We start from the raw sequence: 18,476 nt of genomic DNA on the forward strand, positions 1-18,476 counted from the left end.
ATTCAGAACATTAGGAGACAAAAATAGAATGTCTCCAAAATTTTCATTTTGTCACAAATGACGCGCAATATGGGTGCTGAGCGGCAGATAAGGCGCCTCGAACAGCTCTTCCTTCTCGAAGCGGCTGCCGGTCTTGGAGAAGCGCGTCATCACGCAACGCTCGTCTTCGAGAATGATCGGCGCGATCATCATGCCGCCCGAAACGATCTGTTCGGCAAAGAAGCGGGGCATGGTGGTGAAGGCGGCGGTGGAAACGATTCGGTCGAAGGTGCCCTCGCCCACGAGGCCGTTGCTGCCATCCGCCTGGCGGATGACGACATTGCGGATGGAAAGATCGTCGAGACAGTTCTGCGCCTGCTGCACCAGCGTCTTGTAACGCTCCAGCGAAAAAACGCGCTCCACCCGGCGCGCGATGATAGCGGTCATGAAACCGCTGCCCGTGCCGATTTCCAGCACGCGCTGGCCGGGTTTCAGCTGCAGGCGGGCAAGAATCTTCACCGCCATGTCGGCGCCTTCCATGAAGGCGCCGCAGTCGATCGGGATCGTGCGGCTGGAATAGGCGTCCGCCGCAAATTGCGGCGGCACGAATTTGGAGCGCGGCGTCTGCTCGACCGCCGTCAGAAGGTCGAGATCGGAAATCCCCTCGCCCCTTAAGCGGAGAACGAGAGCGGCAAAACCTTCCTTTTCGACCATTGCGGATTTCAATCGGCGACTCCGAATCCAAGTGCTTGCGCAACCCGATCCTTCACCGTGTAGTCCGTCAGGTCAAGCTTAAGCGGCGTGACGGAAATCTTGCCATGTTTCAAAGCGTGGATATCGGTGCCTTCACGGAAGGTGCCGAGACGCTCGCCGAAGCGCAGCCAATAATAGGGAAAACCGCGGCCATCCTGACGTTCTTCCACCGTCAGGCCGAAATCGAGCTTGCCCTGCCCGGTTACCGAAACGCCCTGCACATCCTTGGGCGCGCAATTTGGGAAATTCAGATTGAGGAAGGTGCCATCAGGCAGTTCCACATTCATCAGCTTGCGCAGGAGGTCCGGCGCATAGGTCTCGGCGACTTCCCACGGCACGACGCGGCCGTCGACGTGGCTGAAGGCCTGGCTGAGCGCAAAGGAGCGCACGCCCTGCAGCGTGCCTTCGATGGCGCCGGCAATGGTGCCGGAATAGGTCACGTCATCGGCCATGTTGGCACCGGCATTGACGCCGGAGAGCACGAGATCCGGCTTTTCCGGCAGGACTTCGCGAATGCCCATGATGACGCAATCAGTCGGCGTGCCGCGCAGCGCGAAATGCTTGTCGGAAACTTTTCGCAGACGCAGCGGTTCGGACAGGGTCAGCGAGTGCGCGAGACCGCTCTGGTCGGTCTCCGGCGCGACGATCCAGACATCGTCGGACAGCGTGCGGGCGATACGCTCCAGCACGGCCAGACCTTCGGCGTGGATACCGTCGTCATTGGTCAGCAAAATCCGCATGTTTTCCTCCCGCTATTCATTTCGTTCAGGTACGGAGCACTCCCTCAACCGTCATGCCGGACTTGATCCGGCATCCAGTCGACGCGCGTCCGCGCGGCGGTAAGAGTCCTTCCAGCCCAAAGACTTGGGCTGGCTGGATGCCGGATCAAGTCCGGCATGACGGCATCGTCGAATCTCAAACCGCCTTCTCAATCCGCTTCAGACCGCCCATATAGGGCAGCAGCACGTCTGGAATTGTGACGGAACCGTCCTCGTTCAGATAATTTTCGAGAACCGCGATCAGGCAGCGGCCGACAGCCGTGCCGGAGCCGTTCAGCGTGTGCACGAACTTCGTCGCCTTGTCGTCCTTGCCGCGATAACGCGCATTCATGCGCCGCGCCTGGAAATCGCCGCAGACCGAGCAGGACGAAATTTCGCGATAGGTGTTCTGCCCGGGCAGCCACACTTCCAAATCGTAGGTCTTGCGGGCGCTGAAGCCCATATCGCCGGTGCAGAGCGTCATGGTGCGGAAATGCAGGCCGAGGCGCTTCAGCACCTCTTCGGCGCAGGCCGTCATGCGCTCATGTTCGGCAACGGCGCTTTCCGCATCGGTAATGGAGACGAGCTCGCACTTCCAGAACTGGTGCTGGCGCAGCATGCCGCGCGTGTCGCGGCCGGCCGAGCCCGCTTCCGAACGGAAGGACGGCGTCAGCGCCGTGAAGCGCAGCGGCAGCTTCTCCTGGTCGAGAATTTCACCGGAGACGAGATTGGTCAGCGTCACTTCCGCTGTCGGGATCAGCCAGCGGCCATCCGTGGTCCTGAACAGGTCCTCGGTAAACTTCGGCAATTGGCCGGTGCCGAACATCGCCTCGTCGCGCACCATCAGCGGCGAAGACACTTCGGTATAACCGTGTTCGCCGGTGTGGAGGTCGATCATGAACTGGCCGAGCGCCCGTTCCAGACGCGCGAGCTGGCTGGTCAGCACGGTGAAGCGCGAGCCGGAAAGCTTGGCGGCGCGCTCGAAATCCATATAGCCGAGCGCTTCGCCGATATCGAAGTGTTCCCTCGCCCCATGGTTCCAGCCGGGCTTCTGGCCGACCACGCGGGTCACCACATTGTCATGCTCGTCATTGCCATCGGGCACGTCGTCGAAGGGCATGTTGGGCAGGCGCGACAGGGCATCGTTGAGCTCGGCGGTGACCTGACGATCCTCCTCCTCCGCGCGCGGCATGTTTTCCTTGAGATCGGCGACTTCGGCTTTAAGCTTTTCGGCAAGCTCCATGTTCTTCTGCGCCATGGCGGCGCCGATTTCCTTGGAGGCGGCATTGCGGCGCGACTGCATGTCCTGCAGGGACTGGATGACGGAACGGCGCTTTTCATCGAGCGCGATCAGGCCGCTGGCGGCAGGCTCCGCACCTCGGCGTGCAAGCGCCGCATCGAAAGCTTCGGGGTTTTCGCGTATCCATTTAATGTCGTGCATCGTCGTTCCAGACCGTTGTTGCATCGTCCGTGTTTTACAGCAAAACGCCGGGCGTGAGCCCGGCGCGAGGAAATGTCGTGAGCGGCGAGACCTTCAAGAATGTCAGGTCTCCTCCAGCTCCGTGCTTGCGGATTCTGCCGCACGTTTCCTCTCCACGAGTCGAGCCATGTAGATGGAAATCTCGTAGAGAATGATCGCAGGCAGCGCAAGACCGATCTGGGACATGGGATCCGGCGGCGTCAGCACGGCGGCGACCACGAAGGCGAGGACGATCGCGAACTTGCGCTTTTCCCGCAGCCAGTCGCTGGTCAAAAGCCCAACGCGCGCCAGAAGCGTGGTGACGACAGGCAGCTGGAACACCAGACCGAAGGAGAGAACCAGCGTCATGATGAGGCTGAGATATTCCGACACCTTCGGCATCAGCGAAATCGCCACCTCGCCATCCTCGGGCAATTGCTGCATGGCGAGGAAGAACCACATGACCATGGGCGTGAAGAAGAAATAGACGAGCGCCGCACCGATCAGGAAAAGGATCGGCGACGCGATGAGGAACGGCAGGAAAGCCGCCCGTTCGTTCTTGTAGAGCCCGGGCGCCACGAATTTATAGAGCTGCGAGGCGACCACCGGAAACGAAATCACCATCGCGCCGAACATGGCGACCTTGATCTGCGTGAAGAAGAATTCCTGCGGCGCGGTATAGATCAGCGACGATTTCGTGACATCGAGACCCGCCCACAGAACCGCCCATTTGTAAGGAATGACGAGCAGGTTGAACAGGTGCTTGGCAACGGCGAAACAGGCGATGAAGGCGACGAAGAACGCGCCGAGCGCCCAGATCAGCCGCGTGCGCAACTCCATGAGATGCTCAATAAGCGGCTGCGGCTTGTCCTCGATATCCCCGCTCATGCTTCATCCTTTTTGGGCTTTGCGGCCTTGGTTCTTGCCGTTTTCGCCGGCTTGGTCTCGGCCGCGCCCGCCATGTCTGCGGCAGACTTCCTGACGGCCGCCTTTTTGGCGACGGCCTTCATGGTAGGATTGGAAACGGCGGGCTCACTGGTTTTCGCGGCAGTTTTAACGACCGGGGCGGTTTCGGGCGTTGCCGCTGCGGCCTTGCTGCGGGCGGCGCGTTTGGGCTTGGCGGCAACCGCTTCGGCCTCCACGGTCGCAATCGATTTCGCCCGCGCGCGCTTCGGCTTCTCCTCCGCAGCGACAGCTGCGGCGACCGGCGCGGCGGATGCGGCGACAACAGGCGGCGCATCCGGCAGCTTCATCTCCGGCTCGGGCACGCTGACCAGCGGCGCAACCGGCTCGCTCGTGACGGGCGCTTGGGTGGAAGACAGGCCGTCCGGCGGAGTGGTCGCCTTCTGCAGATCGGACTTAATCTCATTGCCAAGCTGGCGAAGCGGGTTCATCGCATCGCGCAGCGAATTGGTCGGGTTGAGATTGCGGACATCGGAGATGGTCTGACGCACATCGTCCATGTCGGCCTCTTTGAGGGCCTCGTCGAACTGGGTGCGGAAATCCCCCGCCATCTTGCGAAGGCCGGCCATCGTCTTGCCGAAAGCGCGGATCATGGGCGGCAAGTCCTTCGGCCCGACGACCACGATCAACACGACCGCAATCACCAGAAGCTCGCTCCAGCCGATATCTAACATCAATATGCTCCCGAGACCCTAGCGCATCGGCCCCAAAAATCAGAATCGATTTTCGACCGGAACGATGCGCAACATACAAGTGGCAGAGCGTCCTTGGGCGTCCGAAGGAACGCACGGCGCTCTAGCGCCAGTCCCACACCAAGCGGCGACAGGCCGCTTACTTGATCTCGTCAGCCTTGTGGTCGACGGTCTTCGTGTTGGCATCGGCCGGCGGCGGCGTCTGGTCTTCGTCAGCCATGCCCTTCTTGAAGCTCTTGATGCCCTTTGCGACATCGCCCATCAATTCCGGGATCTTGCCGCGTCCGAAGAGGACGAGAACGATCACCAGCACGATGAGCCAATGCCACACACTAAAAGAACCCATAACTGAAACTCCTGAATTTCGCTTTCAGACGATGTAAGACGTTTGAAAGGCTTTTTCAAACGACAAATCGTCGCTTCAACAGCGAGTGCGCATAAAGTTTTCGTGGCCCCGCCAACAGGATGGCGATATCAGTCGTCGCCATCGCCGCCGCCCGGCGCAAGCAGGCCCAGTTCCTCGAGATCGAGCTGCGTGATCGGGTCTTCGTCCTCACGCAATTCGTCGCTCATCATCGGCAGAGGAACGCCGAAATTGGAGGGAATGCGGCCCGAAAGCAGCCCCGCACCCTTCAGCTCCTCAAGGCCCGGCAGATCGCGCAGTTCCTCAAGGCCGAAGTGATCGAGAAACTCCACCGTGGTGCCGATCGTCACCGGCCGGCCGGGGGTACGCCTGCGGCCACGGAACCTGACCCAGCCCGCCTCCATCAGCACGTCAAGCGTGCCGCGCGAGGTCTGCACGCCGCGGATTTCCTCGATTTCGGCGCGTGTCACCGGTTGATGATATGCGATAATCGCCAGAACTTCCAGCGCCGCGCGCGACAGCTTCTTCGGCTCCTTTTCCTCGGCGCGGATGACGAAGGAAAGATCACCGGCGGTGCGAAAAGCCCATTGCCCGCCCACCTGCACGAGATTGACGCCCCGCTCCGCATAAAGAACCTTGAGATGCTGCAGAATGGCGACGACATCCATGCCGCGCGGCAGGCGCTCGGCGATGAAGGCCACGGAAACCGGCTCGGACGAGGCAAAGACCAGGGCCTCGGCGATCCGCTCGGCCTCCCTCAGCTGGCGCTCGGAAAATACCGTGGTTTCGGGTTCTGCCCCTTCGGCCGCGATGGTGGCCTCGGCGGTCTCATCGTCGTTCATCATTGTCAGTCCTTTCGGCATTCACCGCACGGTCGTCTCGTCCACCCTTGCGCATATAAATGGGCTGGAAAGCGCCCTCCTGCCGGATTTGCAGCGAGCCCTCGCGCACCAGCTCCAGCGAGGCGGCAAAGGCGCTGGCAATCGCCGTCACCCGCATGGCGGGATCAGGCACATATTGCAGCAGATATTGATCGAGCACGGTCCATTCCCCGACATCGCCGAGGAGGTGGGTCAGAAGCTCACGTGCCTCGACAAGCGACCAGACCTGCCGTTTTTCAATGGTGACCTGGGTAATCGCCTGACGCTGCCGCAGATTGGCATAGGCGCTCAGGAGATCGTAGAGATTGGCCTCATAGGCCGAGCGGTTGATATGGGGAATATGCTCCGGCGCGCCACGGGCAAAAACATCGCGGCCGAGCTGGGCGCGGTTGACGAGGCGTTCCGCCGCCTCGCGCATCGCCTCCAGTCGTTTCAGCCGGAAGGCCAGCGTCGCGGCCATTTCCTCGCCCGAGGGACCGTCATCTTTGGATTGCTGCGGAATGAGGAGCTTGGATTTGAGAAAGGCGAGCCACGCCGCCATGACGAGATAATCGGCCGCAAGCTCGATGCGCACGCGCCGCGCGCTTTCCACGAATTGCAGATATTGTTCGGCAAGCGCCAGCACCGAAATGCGCGACAGATCGACCTTCTGCGTGCGGGCAAGATGCAGCAGAAGATCGAGCGGGCCTTCGAAACCCGCGACATCGATGACCAGCCCGGCCTCACCCGTCAGCCGCTCCGGCGTTACATCCTGCCAGAGCTTGTCCATCGGTGTTGAATTGCGAGACTTGTCTGCGGCCATTGTTCCATCCGCCGGGCGTCCGGCCTGTCGTCCCGAGTAACGGGCCGCCGCCCGACTGTCAGGAAACGGCCCACATGGCGTTGAATTCGGCTCTCAGCTCCGCTTCGTCGGAAGGGTCCGCAACGGGGAAACCCGCTTCCACGGCCTGCACCCGTTCCAGCGAACGGCCGGAAAGAACGGGAACCTCCTTCACGACCTGAAGCATTTCACCCATCACACCGTTGCAATGCAAGACTATATCGCAGCCGCCCGCAACAATATTCGCAGCTCTTTCACCGAGCGTGCCCTTCAGCGCATTCATGGAACTGTCGTCGGACATCAGCAGGCCGTCAAAGCCGATCCGGCCGCGAATGATGTCCTCGATCACCTTCGGCGAGGTCGTCGCCGGCCGCTCGCGGTCGACGGCGTTGAATACCAGATGCGCGCTCATCGCCATCAATTCGCGGTTCAGCGCCCGAAACGGCACGAAATCATGGGCGTCCAGCTCATCGAGCGGCACATCGACGACCGGCAGTTCATGGTGCGAATCCACCATGCCGCGGCCATGGCCCGGCATATGTTTCATGACAGGCAGCATGCCGCCCGCCTTCAGCCCGTCGGCCGCCGCCTGCCCGATCTCGGCTACCATTGTCGGCGTGTAGCCATAGGCGCGATTACCGATGACATTACTGGCGCCCTCCACCGGCACATCGAGCACCGGCAGGCAATCGACATTGATGCCGAATTTCATGAGGTCGAAAGCATGCAGGCGCGACATCAACCAGGCGGCGCGCAGACCCGCCCCCCGGTCACGCTCATAGATTTCACCGAGAATACGGGCGTTCGGATAGGCCTGCAGGATCGGCGGCTTGATACGCTGCACGCGCCCGCCCTCCTGATCGATCAGAACCGGCGCATCTGGCCGCCCGACGGCATCACGCATGGCGGCGACGAGATCGGTGATCTGCTGCGGCTCGCCAATATTGCGCCCGAACAGGATGAAGCCCCAGGGCTGCTCATCGCGGTAAAGGGCAATCTCGTCAGCAGTCAGCGAAAGCCCGCTGCATCCGAGGATCATAGCTTTGCAATCGGTCATGGTGTCACGCTCGCAGGAAATGGAATGGGAAATGGCCTTGTACCGAAAGGCGTGGGGAGGAGTGTCAAACTCTCCGCCGTCATGCTCGGGCCTGTCCCGAGCATCTGCAACCGACCGGCTGGCGAAACGTTGGCAGATCCTTGGCACAAGGCCGAGGATGACGTCGCGTGCGGGGAAAACCCTTCCCCGCCCAAAGAAGGGTTGCCTTATACGGCAACCCCAATCTTACAAGCCGTATTGGCCTCTATCACCGCGCCACGAGGCAGCTACCGCCGGCCGAGCGGAACTTTTCGCACAGCGCAACGGCTTCGTTCTTGTCACCCGCCGGGATGCGGACGCGGTAGAACGTGCCCTTGCCGGCGATTTCGGCGGCCTTGATGTCGACGCCGCGTCCACCGATGACAGAGCCGAACTTGGCCGACATGTTCTGGTAGGACTTCTGGGCTTCCGCCTGGCTCGGCAGCGAGGCGATCTGGATGTAGTAGCCACCGGCAGAAGGCGTGCTGGTCGCTGCAGGCGTCGCGGCTGCCGTCTGCTGCTGCGCGGCCTGCGGCTGCGCCGGAGCGGTGGCGGGACGGACATTGCCCTGATTGGTCACCGTCGCCACCACATTGGCGGGCTGCGAGGACGGACGCGCCGCAGGAAGCGGTGCTGCCGACTGCGCTGCCGGCTTGGCGGCGGCGGCGGGCGTATTTGCCTGGGGCTGAGCCTGTTCCGGCGCAGCCGGAACCCGCGATGCGGCGATGACGGCGGGAGCGCCCTCACCCGGCTTTGCGGTCTGCGGCGCTGCAAGCTCCTCGACCTTGTCGGCCTTCGGCGGCTGGGCTGCCGGCACCTCGACTTCCTGGGCAACCAGCGTGCCGTCAGGCTTGACGATCATGGTGCGGACCTTGCGCGGCGAAACGCCGGTTGCAGCCGAACCTTCAGTCTGCGCGGCCTTTTCTTCCGGCGAAAGCAGACGCGGATCCTCGGTCTCGCCAACCGGCGTGCCGGCGGCTTCCACATCCGCGTCGTTTTCGCCTTCCAGCGGCAACTGTTCGGGGATCAGCGTGCGCTGAACCACATCCACCGGCTGCTCGTTGCTGGAAATCAGCGCCGGCTGCTTCGGATCGGCAGCGCTGCCGCCGGCCACGCGGTCATAAACCGCCTTGTCCTGGTTCGGCACAACGCGACCGCCCGGATTTTCCGGAACGACCTTCATCGGATCGTTGTCGGCGGAGATGATGACCGGCGCGCCATTGGAACCGGTGCTGGACGAACCGCCGGAGACCAGCGCGTAAACGCCGCCACCGATCAGCACCAGACCGATTGCGGCGGCAACCGGCATGATCCAGCGGCGACCGCCGCGCTCATCTTCCTCACGATAGGCCGCCTGATGGTCGACGTAGGTGTTTTCGGCATCGCGCGGAGCGCTGCCACGGGAAGCCGCAGCCTCCTGCATGGAGCGGCGGAAATCCTCTTCCAGCGCCCGTTCGAATTCATCGGCCTCTTCCGCAGCCTGCACGGGACGCGCCTGAGCGGCGCCACGGTTTTCCGCGTGCTTATGACGGTCGAGACCGCCGGCAACCGCAGGTGCAAATAGCGTCGCAAGCTCGGTATCGATATCGAGATCTTCCTCATGGCGGCGCGCGGCCGGCTTGGGTTCGAAAACCCCGACCGGCAGCTCCGGCACGTCCATCTCGACGATGTTTTCCGGATGTTCTTCCGTCTCGCCGATCTGCGAAGGATCGAAAGGCAGGCTTTCCAGCGTCTGCGGCGCGGCCGGCTGCGGTGCTGCGGCGGCCGGACGCGGCTGAACCGCAGCAGCGGCCACGGGTGCGGCAACGGCAACGGGAGCCGGGCGCGGCTGAGGTGCCGGCTGTTCCCTCACCGGCTGCGGCGCAACGGCAGCAGCGGCAACCGGAGCGGCCGGCGGCTGACGAACGGGCTGCGGTGCGGGCGCAGGCGCGACTTCCGCCTCGGCAATTTCAGACAGGTCCAGATCAAGATCGAGATCGTCGAGCGCAAGCTCGAAATCATCATCGTTGAAGCCGGCGAAATCGGTGAAATCAAGTTCTTCAGCGGGTGCTGCGGGCGCGGCAGCGACAATCGGCGCTGCCTTCACCGGCGCGGCGGCAACCACGGGCGGCTCCACCTTCGCGGCCTGCGCAGCGGGAACGTCCTGCACCAGCGGTGTTTCGCCGCGACCGGGAATGGAATATTTCGCGACGTCGTAAATCAGCTCGTCCATCGGCGAGAGATGTTTCGCTACCGGCTTCCCGGCAGCCTCGAACGCCAGAGGCTCTGCGGCAGGCGCAAAGGTCTCGGCGACCGGAGGCATAAAGGACGGCGCGGTCTCTTCCGCCTGCACGACGGCAGGCGTGGCTTCGACCTGCGGCTCGATACGGGCTGCGGCAGGCTGCTGCTCGGAACGCGGTTCGACCCGCTTCGGATCGGCGGCCGAAACATCCCGGCGCGCGCCGAAGTTGGCGAGGGGCAGCCGCAGGCTGGAAAATTCCAGCGAAGAACGGCCGCCATGCGATGGCGGACGCACGGAAACCGGTGCGGGCGCCTCCTCGGCGACAGCTATTTCCACCTCATCGGCGAGATCGAAAGCCTGCGGCTCCGGCGCATAGGAATGAACATCGGCGTGAATGTTGCTCGAAACATCGGCCGGAAGCTCCGGCATCGTGTGCCATTCTGGCTCTGCGGGTTCTGCGGCCTGCGGCTCTTCCCATGCCAACTGCTGGGCGGCGGGCTGGTAAACCATCGGCTCGGCGGGACGCGACTGGCGCGAATGCACATCGAAAACTTCCGCCACCGCCGAGGCATCGTCGCGGAAATCCGCACGAATGTCCTGCGTGCTCGTTTCGACGTAGTTGTGAATATAGGCCTGATCGACTTCCGGAAGCGGCTCTTCGATCACCTCCGGTGCGGATGCGGCCACCGGCGCGGGTTCATCCGCCGGCGCAAGCTCGGGCTCGCGGCGGGCGAAAACCGATTCGACACGCTGCATGAAATCTTTGGGGTGGATGCCCGCACGGACATCGTTTGCCGGATCAAGAACGACCGGATCGGCGTGCGGTGCGTCGTAAACCTCGAATTCCCTCAGAAGCTCATCTTCGAGATTGAATTCGGGTTCGCGGCGGGTCACCGATGGCGCAGCCTCGGAACCCGCATGCGAAGGACGATCTTCGAAGCCGACGATACGCGCCAGTTCTGCCAGAGGATCGTTGTCAGCGAACCCTTCGGACCGGGCGTCCCGGTTATACGCGACATTTTTTTCGACCATTACGTGTTCCACCATCTACGCATTGCAGCTCTTGCCAGCGTATTGTGAGCAAATAATTGGTGATATGTTATCGCATTTCAGCAGGTGCGTCCGCTCCTAAAAGCGTAAGGCCGGACCTCAAAACATTTGCGACAGCATTCACCAGCCCAAGTCTGGCAATGCTCAATTCTCGGTTTTTATCGTTAATAAAACGTAATTCCGGCTGGTCTTTACCCTTGTTCCAGTGTCCATGGAAGGAACTGGCGAGATCGTAGAGGTAAAAAGCAAGCCGGTGCGGCTCGTGCGAAAGGGCCGCCGATTCGATCAGGCGCGGATATTCCGCAAGCTTTGCAACCAGCTGCAACTCGTTGATATCGCTAATCAAAGCAACAGAGGCCGCCATCTCCTCAGCCGAAGGAGAAAGCCCCGGAAATGCTTCCTGCGCCTGCCGGAAGATCGACATCGAACGGGCATGTGCATATTGCACGTAAAAAACCGGATTATCCTTCGATTGTTCGGTCACTTTCGCGAAATCGAAGTCCAGCGGCTCGGAATTCTTCCGATAAAGCATCATGAATCGCACCGGATCGCGACCCACTTCGTCGACAACATCGCGCAGCGTGACGAAGTCGCCGGAGCGCTTCGACATCTTCACCGGCTCGCCGTCACGGAACAGCTTGACGAGCTGGCACAGAAGCACCGTCAGTTTCGACTTGCCTTCGGAGACGGCGCGCGCAACCGCTTCCAGCCGCTTCACGTAACCGCCATGGTCGGCGCCGAGCACATAGATCATCTCGGAGAAACCACGGTCGAACTTGTTCTTGAAATAAGCGACGTCGGCGGCGAAATAGGTGTAGGAACCGTCCGACTTCATCAGCGCGCGGTCCATGTCGTCGCCCACCTCGGTGGAGCGGAACAGCGTCTGTTCGCGGTCTTCCCAATCGTCAGGCAATTCGCCCTTCGGCGGCGGCAGGGTGCCCTTGTAGACATGGCCCTTGAAGGTGAGGTCGTTGATGGCCGAGAGGATCGGACCGCCATTGCCCTCATGCAGCGTGCGCTCCGAGAAGAACACATCGTGCCGGACGTTGAGCAGCGCCAGATCCTCGCGGATCATCGCCATCATCGCGTCGATCGCCTTGTCCTTGACGATCGGCATCCACTTTTCCTCGGGCATGGCGCGCAGCTTGATGCCATATTCATCCGCCAGCGCCTGGCCGACGGGAACGAGATAGTCGCCGGGATAAAGGCCGGACGGAATGGTGCCGATATCTTCGCCCAGCGCCTCGCGGTAACGCAGGAACACCGAACGGGCCAGCACATCGATCTGCGAGCCGGCATCGTTGATGTAATATTCCTTGGTAACGCCATAACCGGCAAAAGCGAGCAGGTTCGCCAGCGTGTCGCCGACGACGGCGCCACGGCAATGGCCGACATGCATCGGGCCTGTCGGATTGGCGGAAACATATTCGACGTTGATCTTCTGGCCCGCACCGATGGTGGAGCGGCCGAAATCGATGCCCTGCCCGATCATGTCAGCGAGAAGACGCTGCCAGTAACCGACCGAAACCTTGAGATTGATGAAGCCGGGACCGGCGACATTGACGCTATCGACATCGCCATCCGCCTGAAGCGCCGGCACGATGAGTTCGGCAAGCGCGCGCGGATTGGTGCCGAGCGGCTTCGCCAGCACCATGGCGGCATTGGTTGCGACATCGCCGTGGCTGAGATCGCGCGGGGATTCGACGGTAATTCGACTGAAATCGACCTTTTCGCGGTTCTCTTTCACGAGATCGAGGGTCTCGAGCGCGTTTTTGATCCTGGTATCGAAATCAGCAAAAATGTTCATCGTTCCAACCTGCGCGAAGGGCTTCTGTTTATATCCGGTCTTGTAACCGGGTCGGCTTCGCGATCGCCCGCTGCCCTATCGCAAATCGGGGGTGTGGTCAAACAGCCGCTGGTGGGCGCGCAGTGCATAACTGTCGGTCATGCCGGCCAGATAGTCGCCCACATGCCGGGCTTTTGCGGCCACGCTCATGCCGGAAATGCTGTCCACCCAGTAGTGGCTCTGCATTTCCGCCGGCGTTTCCATATAACGGTGGAAAAGATCGGTGACGATCTGTGTGGCGCCGGCGCGGATGCGCATGATTTCCGGATGCCGGTAGATATGGCCGAACAGCAGTTTCTTGATCTGCCGGTCGGTCTCGGCCATTTCCGGCGAGAAGGTCGCGACGGTGAAATCGGCAGCGCGGATATCCGCCGCACTCTTCGGCTTCAGACGGGCGAGATTCTGCTGCGCAACGCCAATCACATCTTCCACCATATGGGTGATCTGCCGGCGCATGATCTCATTGGCGAAACGCTCCTTGTCGAGCACGGGATATTTTGCCCGCACCTCGGCCATCAGGCCGCCGAGGAACGGCACTTCCTCCAGCATCTCGAAGGTTAGATATCCGGCGCGCAACCCGTCATCGATGTCGTGGGTATTGTAGGCGATATCATCGGCAATCGCCGCCACCTGCGCCTCGAGGCTGGCATAGCTGCCGATTTCCAGATCCTGCAGCTCGCAATATTCGAGAATGGGCAGCGGAACCGGTCCCTTGATCCCCTCGCCCTTCGCATTCACCAGCGGGCCATTGTGCTTGACCAGCCCTTCGAGCGTTTCCCAGGTCAGGTTGATGCCGTCATATTCGGCGTAACGGCGCTCCAGCTTGGTGACGATGCGCAGCGACTGGGCGTTATGATCAAAGCCGCCATAGGGTAGCAGCACCGCATCCAGCGCGTCCTCGCCGGTATGGCCGAAAGGTGTGTGGCCGAAATCATGCACCAGCGCCACGCCTTCGGCGAGATCCTCGTCCAGCTTCAGCGCGCGGGCGAGCGCCCGGGCGATCTGCGCCACCTCGATGGTGTGGGTGAGACGCGTACGATAGTGGTCGCCGTCAGGGCTGATGAACACCTGCGTCTTGTGCTTCAGGCGGCGAAAGGCTGTCGTGTGGACGATGCGGTCGCGGTCGCGCTGGAACTCCGAGCGCGTCAGGCTTCCGGTTTCGGGAAAAAGACGCCCGCGCGTGGTCCATGGATCCGAGGCGAAAACCGCCCTCTCGCCGCTTCCGAAACCCAATGCGCGCTGGTCTATGATCATGCATCCACCTGTTGTCTTCTCCAGCCGGGACTTCCTTTTGGTCTCGGCCATTGACCTTTTCATTCACCCTTCATACCTATCGCAGAGGTCAGCGCAAAGCATCATCGCCGCGCAGACCGCCTTCACACAGGCTATAGACCGTTAATTTGACCGGTTTATAATGGTGACAACGAGATTATTGCTCTCCGGTTCTTGACCCCGGCAGGAGGAACGACATGGAAAACAGCGACATTACCCTTTCTGAAGCTGCGGCAAAGCGAATCGCCCAGATCGTCGCCGCCGATGCCGGCAAACAGGCGCTGCGCGTCTCGGTGGAAGGCGGCGGCTGCTCGGGCTTCTCCTACAAGTTCGATCTGGCCGAAGACAAAGCCGATGACGACATCGTGATTGCCCGCGGCGACGCCAAGGTGCTGATCGACAGCCTCTCGGTCGTCTATATGGCCGGCTCCGAAATCGACTTTGTCGATAATCTGCTTGGGCAGTCGTTCCAGATCAAGAACCCGAATGCCGTGGCAAGCTGTGGCTGTGGCACGAGCTTTTCTATTTGAGTGGGAAATACCGGCGCGCAATCCGCACGCCAACCACCAAACTTTGAAGTAACTCGCATCTCTCTCCTCATTCCTGTGCTTGTCACAGGAATCCAGTCGACGCGCGTCTGCGCGGCGGGAAGAGTCCTTTCAGCCCAAAGACTTGGTCTGGCTAGATTCCTGTGACAAGCACAGGAATGAGGGAGGAGAAACGCAGCGACCCCGCCCGCCGGCGTCTTTCCACCACATCCTCACCACCAATTTCCAAAAACGGTGGCAATCGCTTTTGCATCGGGTAAAAGTACCCCCGCAAAAGGGAAACTCCGATGAAGATTGCCACCTGGAACATCAATGGCGTCAAGGCGCGTATCGAAAACCTCTGCCAGTGGCTGAAGGATTCGTCGCCCGATATCGTCTGCCTTCAGGAAATCAAATCCGTCGACGAGGGTTTTCCCCGGCTGGAGCTGGAGGCGCTCGGCTATCACGTCGAGACCCATGGCCAGAAGGGCTTCAACGGCGTCGCCCTGCTGTCGAAAGTCAAGCCCGATGAAGTCAATCGCGGCCTGCCCGGCGATGATGCCGATGAACAGGCGCGTTTCATCGAAGGCGTGTTTTCCGTCGATGGCGGCGCGATCCGCGTCTGCTCGCTTTACCTGCCGAACGGCAATCCGCCGGACGATCCGGTGAAATATCCCTATAAGCTTGCCTGGATGGAACGGCTGCGGCATTTTGCCGAAGATCGCCTTGCTCTCGAGGAGCCGCTGATCCTCGCGGGCGACTATAACGTCATTCCCGAGCCCTTCGATTGCCACGACCCACGCGTGTGGGAAGGCGACGCATTATTCCTGCCGAAGACCCGTGCCGCCTTCCGCAAGCTGGAGAATCTGGGTTTCACCGATGCCGCGCGTGCGACGACGGATGAAGGAGGACTTTATTCCTTCTGGGATTATCAGGCCGGGGCATGGCCGAAAAACAATGGCATCCGCATCGATCATCTGCTGCTGTCAGCGGAAGCGGCCGACAGGCTGCAATCCGTCAGCATCGAAAAACATGTGCGAGCCTGGGAAAAACCGTCCGACCATGTGCCGGTCTGCGGTTATTTCGATTTCAATCCGGTCGGCTGAGCCACTCCTGGCGGGTGGATAAAACCACCCCGATCAGCACCCTCAATCCGGATCGTTGAACTGCATGTTCTGCGCCATGGCGATGGCGGCGCGGCGATCGTTCTCACCGGCGAGAGAAAAAGCCTGCTCCTGCAGGTTCTGTATCCAGGTGCAGTCCGCTGCCGTGCACTTGTCGAGCGCCGCCGTCATGAAGGCCAGCCCCTGCGTCGTCTGGCCTTCCTGGAAGATCAGGTTGCCGAAAATCGACATGGCGCCGGCATGGCCGTGCTTGCGGGCCTGGTTGAGCCACTTCTTGGCCTGCTGCACATCGGCGCGGCCGCCCTCGCCGGCGAGAATCATCTCCGCCAGACGGAACTGCGCCTCAGCGACGCCAAAGGTGGAAGCAACCTGGAAATAAAGCTGGCGGGCCTGCGACAGGTCCATCTTCACCGGGCTGCCGGGAATGCCGTGACGGTAATAATCGGCAAGGGAAAGCAGCGCATTGACGAAAAAGCCGGTATCTTCCGAACCCGGCTCCACGCCCTGATTGGCGATTTCGCTGTAGATCTTGAAAGCTTCGAAGTCGTTCTTGGCGACGCCATCGCCATAGGCATACATATTGGCAAGCGCCCAGCGCGAGCCGGTATGGCCCTTTTCAGCCGCGTAGCGATAGGCCTCTACGGCTTCGCCCTTGTTGCCGTTCTTGTAGGCCTTGAAGCCGAACTTGAACAGGTCGAAGGGGCCGGATTCCTTGGTCACGCCCGCATTGATGTCAAAAGCCGCAGCAGGCATTGCGAGCGACGCAAGCAACATGCCCATGAGGAGCGGCTTTAAAACGTTGGCTTCACATTTCAGCATTTCAGCGAACTTCTCTCAACTCTTCCCGGCATATAGCCAATACTTGCGGAATACTGCAAAGCCGAACCCCGCCGGGTCGCGATTTTTCGAACACACTGCGTCTTTCCGGCAGCACTTTCCAGCGCACCACCGGTGGTCTTTTGCGGCAATTGCCCTAATTTTCCAGTGAGACAGATATAGGCATAATTTCCGGCAATATAACGGCATTTCGCCATCCGCCGGTCAGCGCCAGACAAGAAAGCCGGGCGAAATTCCCGTATTACTTGCTTAAACGCTGAATCCAAACCCGTTTTCACTTTCTGCAACTCCGCAGGCCCACATCAAACGCCTGCATGTTCTTTCATTCCCGCGCCTTTAAACATAAGCCAAGCACCCTGTTTGTGGCGGGAAATGGACAGATATGCTCACATTCCAACGCGACCACACGCTTGCAGAAAAGTGTTGCCAAATCGTCACAAAACTTTTGGGCTAGAAAATTTTATCGAGCAGGAATCATAGTCGCGCATGAAAAAAGGCCCGGTTGGTAAACCGGACCTTTATTTTAGCATCTACGGAAGGATGGTGTCAGAACTTGACCTTCACACCGGTCGAGATCGCCGCCACGACATCGCTGCCGAAGCTATAGCCAGCCTCGTCGCCGCAGGTCGCGGTGCCGACGTTGCTGCAGCGGCCACCGCTGATCGAGGATTCGCCCGAGGTCAGCAGGCCGACAGCGCCGGCGATCTTAAACTCGACGTTCGGCGTGGGCGAATAAACGAGCTGGGTGCCGACCATCCAGGTATCGGTCTGCGTGCCGATAACCGTCGATGTGCCGCGATCCCAGGTCAGGCTGACGGCGCCGCTCCACTGGTCGTTGAACTTGTGGCCGATACCGCCGGTAACCGTCCAGCCGTCACGATAATAAAGATCGAGCGTGGTAAGCGAGGTGACGCCAGCAATACAGGACGGAACACCGACCTGGCAGAAAGGCACGACCTGGATCTGGCTCCAGTCCGTCCACTTGACCGAACCGAAAGCGAGCCAATTCGGCGCAATACCCGACTGCACCTTGAGTTCCAGGCTATCAGGCATGGAAACCGAGCCATAAACCGGGGTAACCTTGCCGCCGTAAGCGATGAGAGCCGGGCTGCCGGCTGCCGGAAGGCTTCTAAGGTCGACCGTACCGTTGAGATCGTGATCGACCGCGCTGTTATAAACGAGGCTCGTGCGGAAAGCGATTTCCGGTATCTCGTAGGCGATACCTGCGCGCCATCCCCAGCCGTCGCCTTCCATATCGAGCTTGCCGACACCGGAATAAAGGGAAGGATAAGCCGGACCGAGCAGCGCCGGGGAAACCACCTGACGGTATTTATAACCGCTGACTTCCTGATAGAAGCCGCCGCCGATGATCGAGAAATCGCCCTTGCCGAGATCGAACTTCACGCGGCACGTGGTGGCGTAGTTATGCGACTTGACCTTGGTTTCGATATTGTAGCTCGACCCCTGCCAGATGCCGGGGTTCAAATCCGCGCCCCAGGGCTGCGAATAGTCGAACATGCAGTCGCCGAAATCCCCGATGGCCGCCTTGGCGCCAACGCGCGTCGACCAGTAGTTTTCAGAATCGTCGGCGGTGGTCGACCAGGAACCGGGCAGCGGACCCCCGCTCTTCAGCGGATTGTCGCGCGCATTCTCCACCTTGCGCTGCGGCGCGACGAAAGTGGCGGAACTGTCGAGAACGTAGTCGGACGGATCGAACAGCAGATCGATATTATAGCCGCCGCGCTCAAGGCCACTCGCCAGTGAGGGCGTTACCGCCGCGATGCTGACTGCGAAACATACCGCGCCGCGAAAAATTGCAGTTTTTGCCATCTCTCTCCCCAATCAAGGCAATGTG

At 60.8% G+C, this 18,476-nt stretch carries 17 protein-coding genes; 2 read left to right on the plus strand and 15 right to left on the minus strand.

Annotated elements, in window-relative coordinates; all coding sequences use genetic code 11:
- Window positions 1-51: 51 nt before the first annotated feature.
- From F3H58_RS14460 to F3H58_RS14515, 12 genes are all read right to left on the minus strand, one after another.
- Window positions 52-705 carry a protein-L-isoaspartate(D-aspartate) O-methyltransferase gene (locus F3H58_RS14460; RefSeq protein ID WP_003522731.1) on the minus strand — a complete coding sequence of 218 codons (654 nt, stop codon included), beginning with the start codon at window positions 703-705 and terminating at the stop codon, window positions 52-54.
- Window positions 702-1,472 carry a 5'/3'-nucleotidase SurE gene (gene surE / locus F3H58_RS14465; protein WP_065655992.1) on the minus strand — a complete coding sequence of 257 codons (771 nt, stop codon included), beginning with the start codon at window positions 1,470-1,472 and terminating at the stop codon, window positions 702-704. Before surE ends, F3H58_RS14460 begins: the two co-directional genes overlap by 4 nt.
- 175 nt (window positions 1,473-1,647) lie before the next feature.
- The gene (gene serS / locus F3H58_RS14470) at window positions 1,648-2,931 is read right to left on the minus strand and encodes a serine--tRNA ligase (protein WP_149742681.1); all 1,284 of its coding nucleotides are present in this window, start codon (window positions 2,929-2,931) and stop codon (window positions 1,648-1,650) included.
- Between the two features lie 102 nt (window positions 2,932-3,033).
- Entirely contained in the window at window positions 3,034-3,837 is an 804-nt protein-coding gene (gene tatC, locus F3H58_RS14475; protein ID WP_065655994.1) for a twin-arginine translocase subunit TatC, read from the minus strand.
- Window positions 3,834-4,586 (minus strand): Sec-independent protein translocase protein TatB, encoded by a 753-nt coding sequence (gene tatB, locus F3H58_RS14480; protein WP_149742682.1) that lies wholly within the window; start codon window positions 4,584-4,586, stop codon window positions 3,834-3,836. The genes tatC and tatB overlap by 4 nt, the downstream gene beginning before the upstream one ends.
- 157 nt (window positions 4,587-4,743) lie before the next feature.
- Window positions 4,744-4,950, minus strand: a complete 207-nt coding sequence (locus F3H58_RS14485; protein ID WP_003509722.1) for a twin-arginine translocase TatA/TatE family subunit — start codon at window positions 4,948-4,950, stop codon at window positions 4,744-4,746.
- A 128-nt stretch (window positions 4,951-5,078) separates the two neighbouring features.
- Window positions 5,079-5,813 (minus strand): SMC-Scp complex subunit ScpB, encoded by a 735-nt coding sequence (gene scpB, locus F3H58_RS14490; protein ID WP_137003629.1) that lies wholly within the window; start codon window positions 5,811-5,813, stop codon window positions 5,079-5,081.
- Entirely contained in the window at window positions 5,797-6,651 is an 855-nt protein-coding gene (locus F3H58_RS14495; protein WP_149742683.1) for a segregation and condensation protein A, read from the minus strand. Before F3H58_RS14495 ends, scpB begins: the two co-directional genes overlap by 17 nt.
- Before the next feature lie 58 nt (window positions 6,652-6,709).
- Window positions 6,710-7,726 (minus strand): beta-N-acetylhexosaminidase, encoded by a 1,017-nt coding sequence (gene nagZ / locus F3H58_RS14500; protein WP_149742684.1) that lies wholly within the window; start codon window positions 7,724-7,726, stop codon window positions 6,710-6,712.
- A 247-nt stretch (window positions 7,727-7,973) separates the two neighbouring features.
- The gene (locus F3H58_RS14505; protein ID WP_149742685.1) at window positions 7,974-10,997 is read right to left on the minus strand and encodes an SPOR domain-containing protein; all 3,024 of its coding nucleotides are present in this window, start codon (window positions 10,995-10,997) and stop codon (window positions 7,974-7,976) included.
- Window positions 10,998-11,064: 67 nt separating this feature from the next.
- The gene (argS, locus tag F3H58_RS14510; RefSeq protein ID WP_149742686.1) at window positions 11,065-12,822 is read right to left on the minus strand and encodes an arginine--tRNA ligase; all 1,758 of its coding nucleotides are present in this window, start codon (window positions 12,820-12,822) and stop codon (window positions 11,065-11,067) included.
- A 75-nt stretch (window positions 12,823-12,897) separates the two neighbouring features.
- The gene (locus tag F3H58_RS14515) at window positions 12,898-14,115 is read right to left on the minus strand and encodes a deoxyguanosinetriphosphate triphosphohydrolase (RefSeq protein WP_059760463.1); all 1,218 of its coding nucleotides are present in this window, start codon (window positions 14,113-14,115) and stop codon (window positions 12,898-12,900) included.
- Window positions 14,116-14,330: 215 nt separating this feature from the next.
- On the opposite strand from F3H58_RS14515, the gene erpA reads away from it, so the two are divergent.
- Both erpA and xth read left to right on the plus strand, forming a co-directional pair.
- Entirely contained in the window at window positions 14,331-14,663 is a 333-nt protein-coding gene (gene erpA / locus F3H58_RS14520; protein ID WP_003509729.1) for an iron-sulfur cluster insertion protein ErpA, read from the plus strand.
- Between the two features lie 305 nt (window positions 14,664-14,968).
- Window positions 14,969-15,766, plus strand: a complete 798-nt coding sequence (gene xth / locus F3H58_RS14530; protein WP_149742687.1) for an exodeoxyribonuclease III — start codon at window positions 14,969-14,971, stop codon at window positions 15,764-15,766.
- 42 nt (window positions 15,767-15,808) lie between these two features.
- Here xth and exoR read toward each other — a convergent pair whose 3' ends face one another.
- The 3 genes from exoR to F3H58_RS14545 form a co-directional block, all read right to left on the minus strand.
- Window positions 15,809-16,603, minus strand: a complete 795-nt coding sequence (gene exoR, locus F3H58_RS14535; RefSeq protein WP_003509731.1) for an exopolysaccharide production regulator ExoR — start codon at window positions 16,601-16,603, stop codon at window positions 15,809-15,811.
- Window positions 16,597-16,899, minus strand: a complete 303-nt coding sequence (locus F3H58_RS14540; protein WP_286169550.1) for a hypothetical protein — start codon at window positions 16,897-16,899, stop codon at window positions 16,597-16,599. Before F3H58_RS14540 ends, exoR begins: the two co-directional genes overlap by 7 nt.
- Window positions 16,900-17,167: 268 nt before the next feature.
- Window positions 17,168-18,451, minus strand: a complete 1,284-nt coding sequence (locus F3H58_RS14545) for an outer membrane protein transport protein (protein WP_149742688.1) — start codon at window positions 18,449-18,451, stop codon at window positions 17,168-17,170.
- Window positions 18,452-18,476 lie beyond the last annotated feature (25 nt).

Origin of the sequence: Rhizobium sp. NFACC06-2 (genome assembly GCF_900101425.1) — a bacterium.
Taxonomy (GTDB): Bacteria; Pseudomonadota; Alphaproteobacteria; order Rhizobiales; family Rhizobiaceae; genus Agrobacterium; species Agrobacterium leguminum.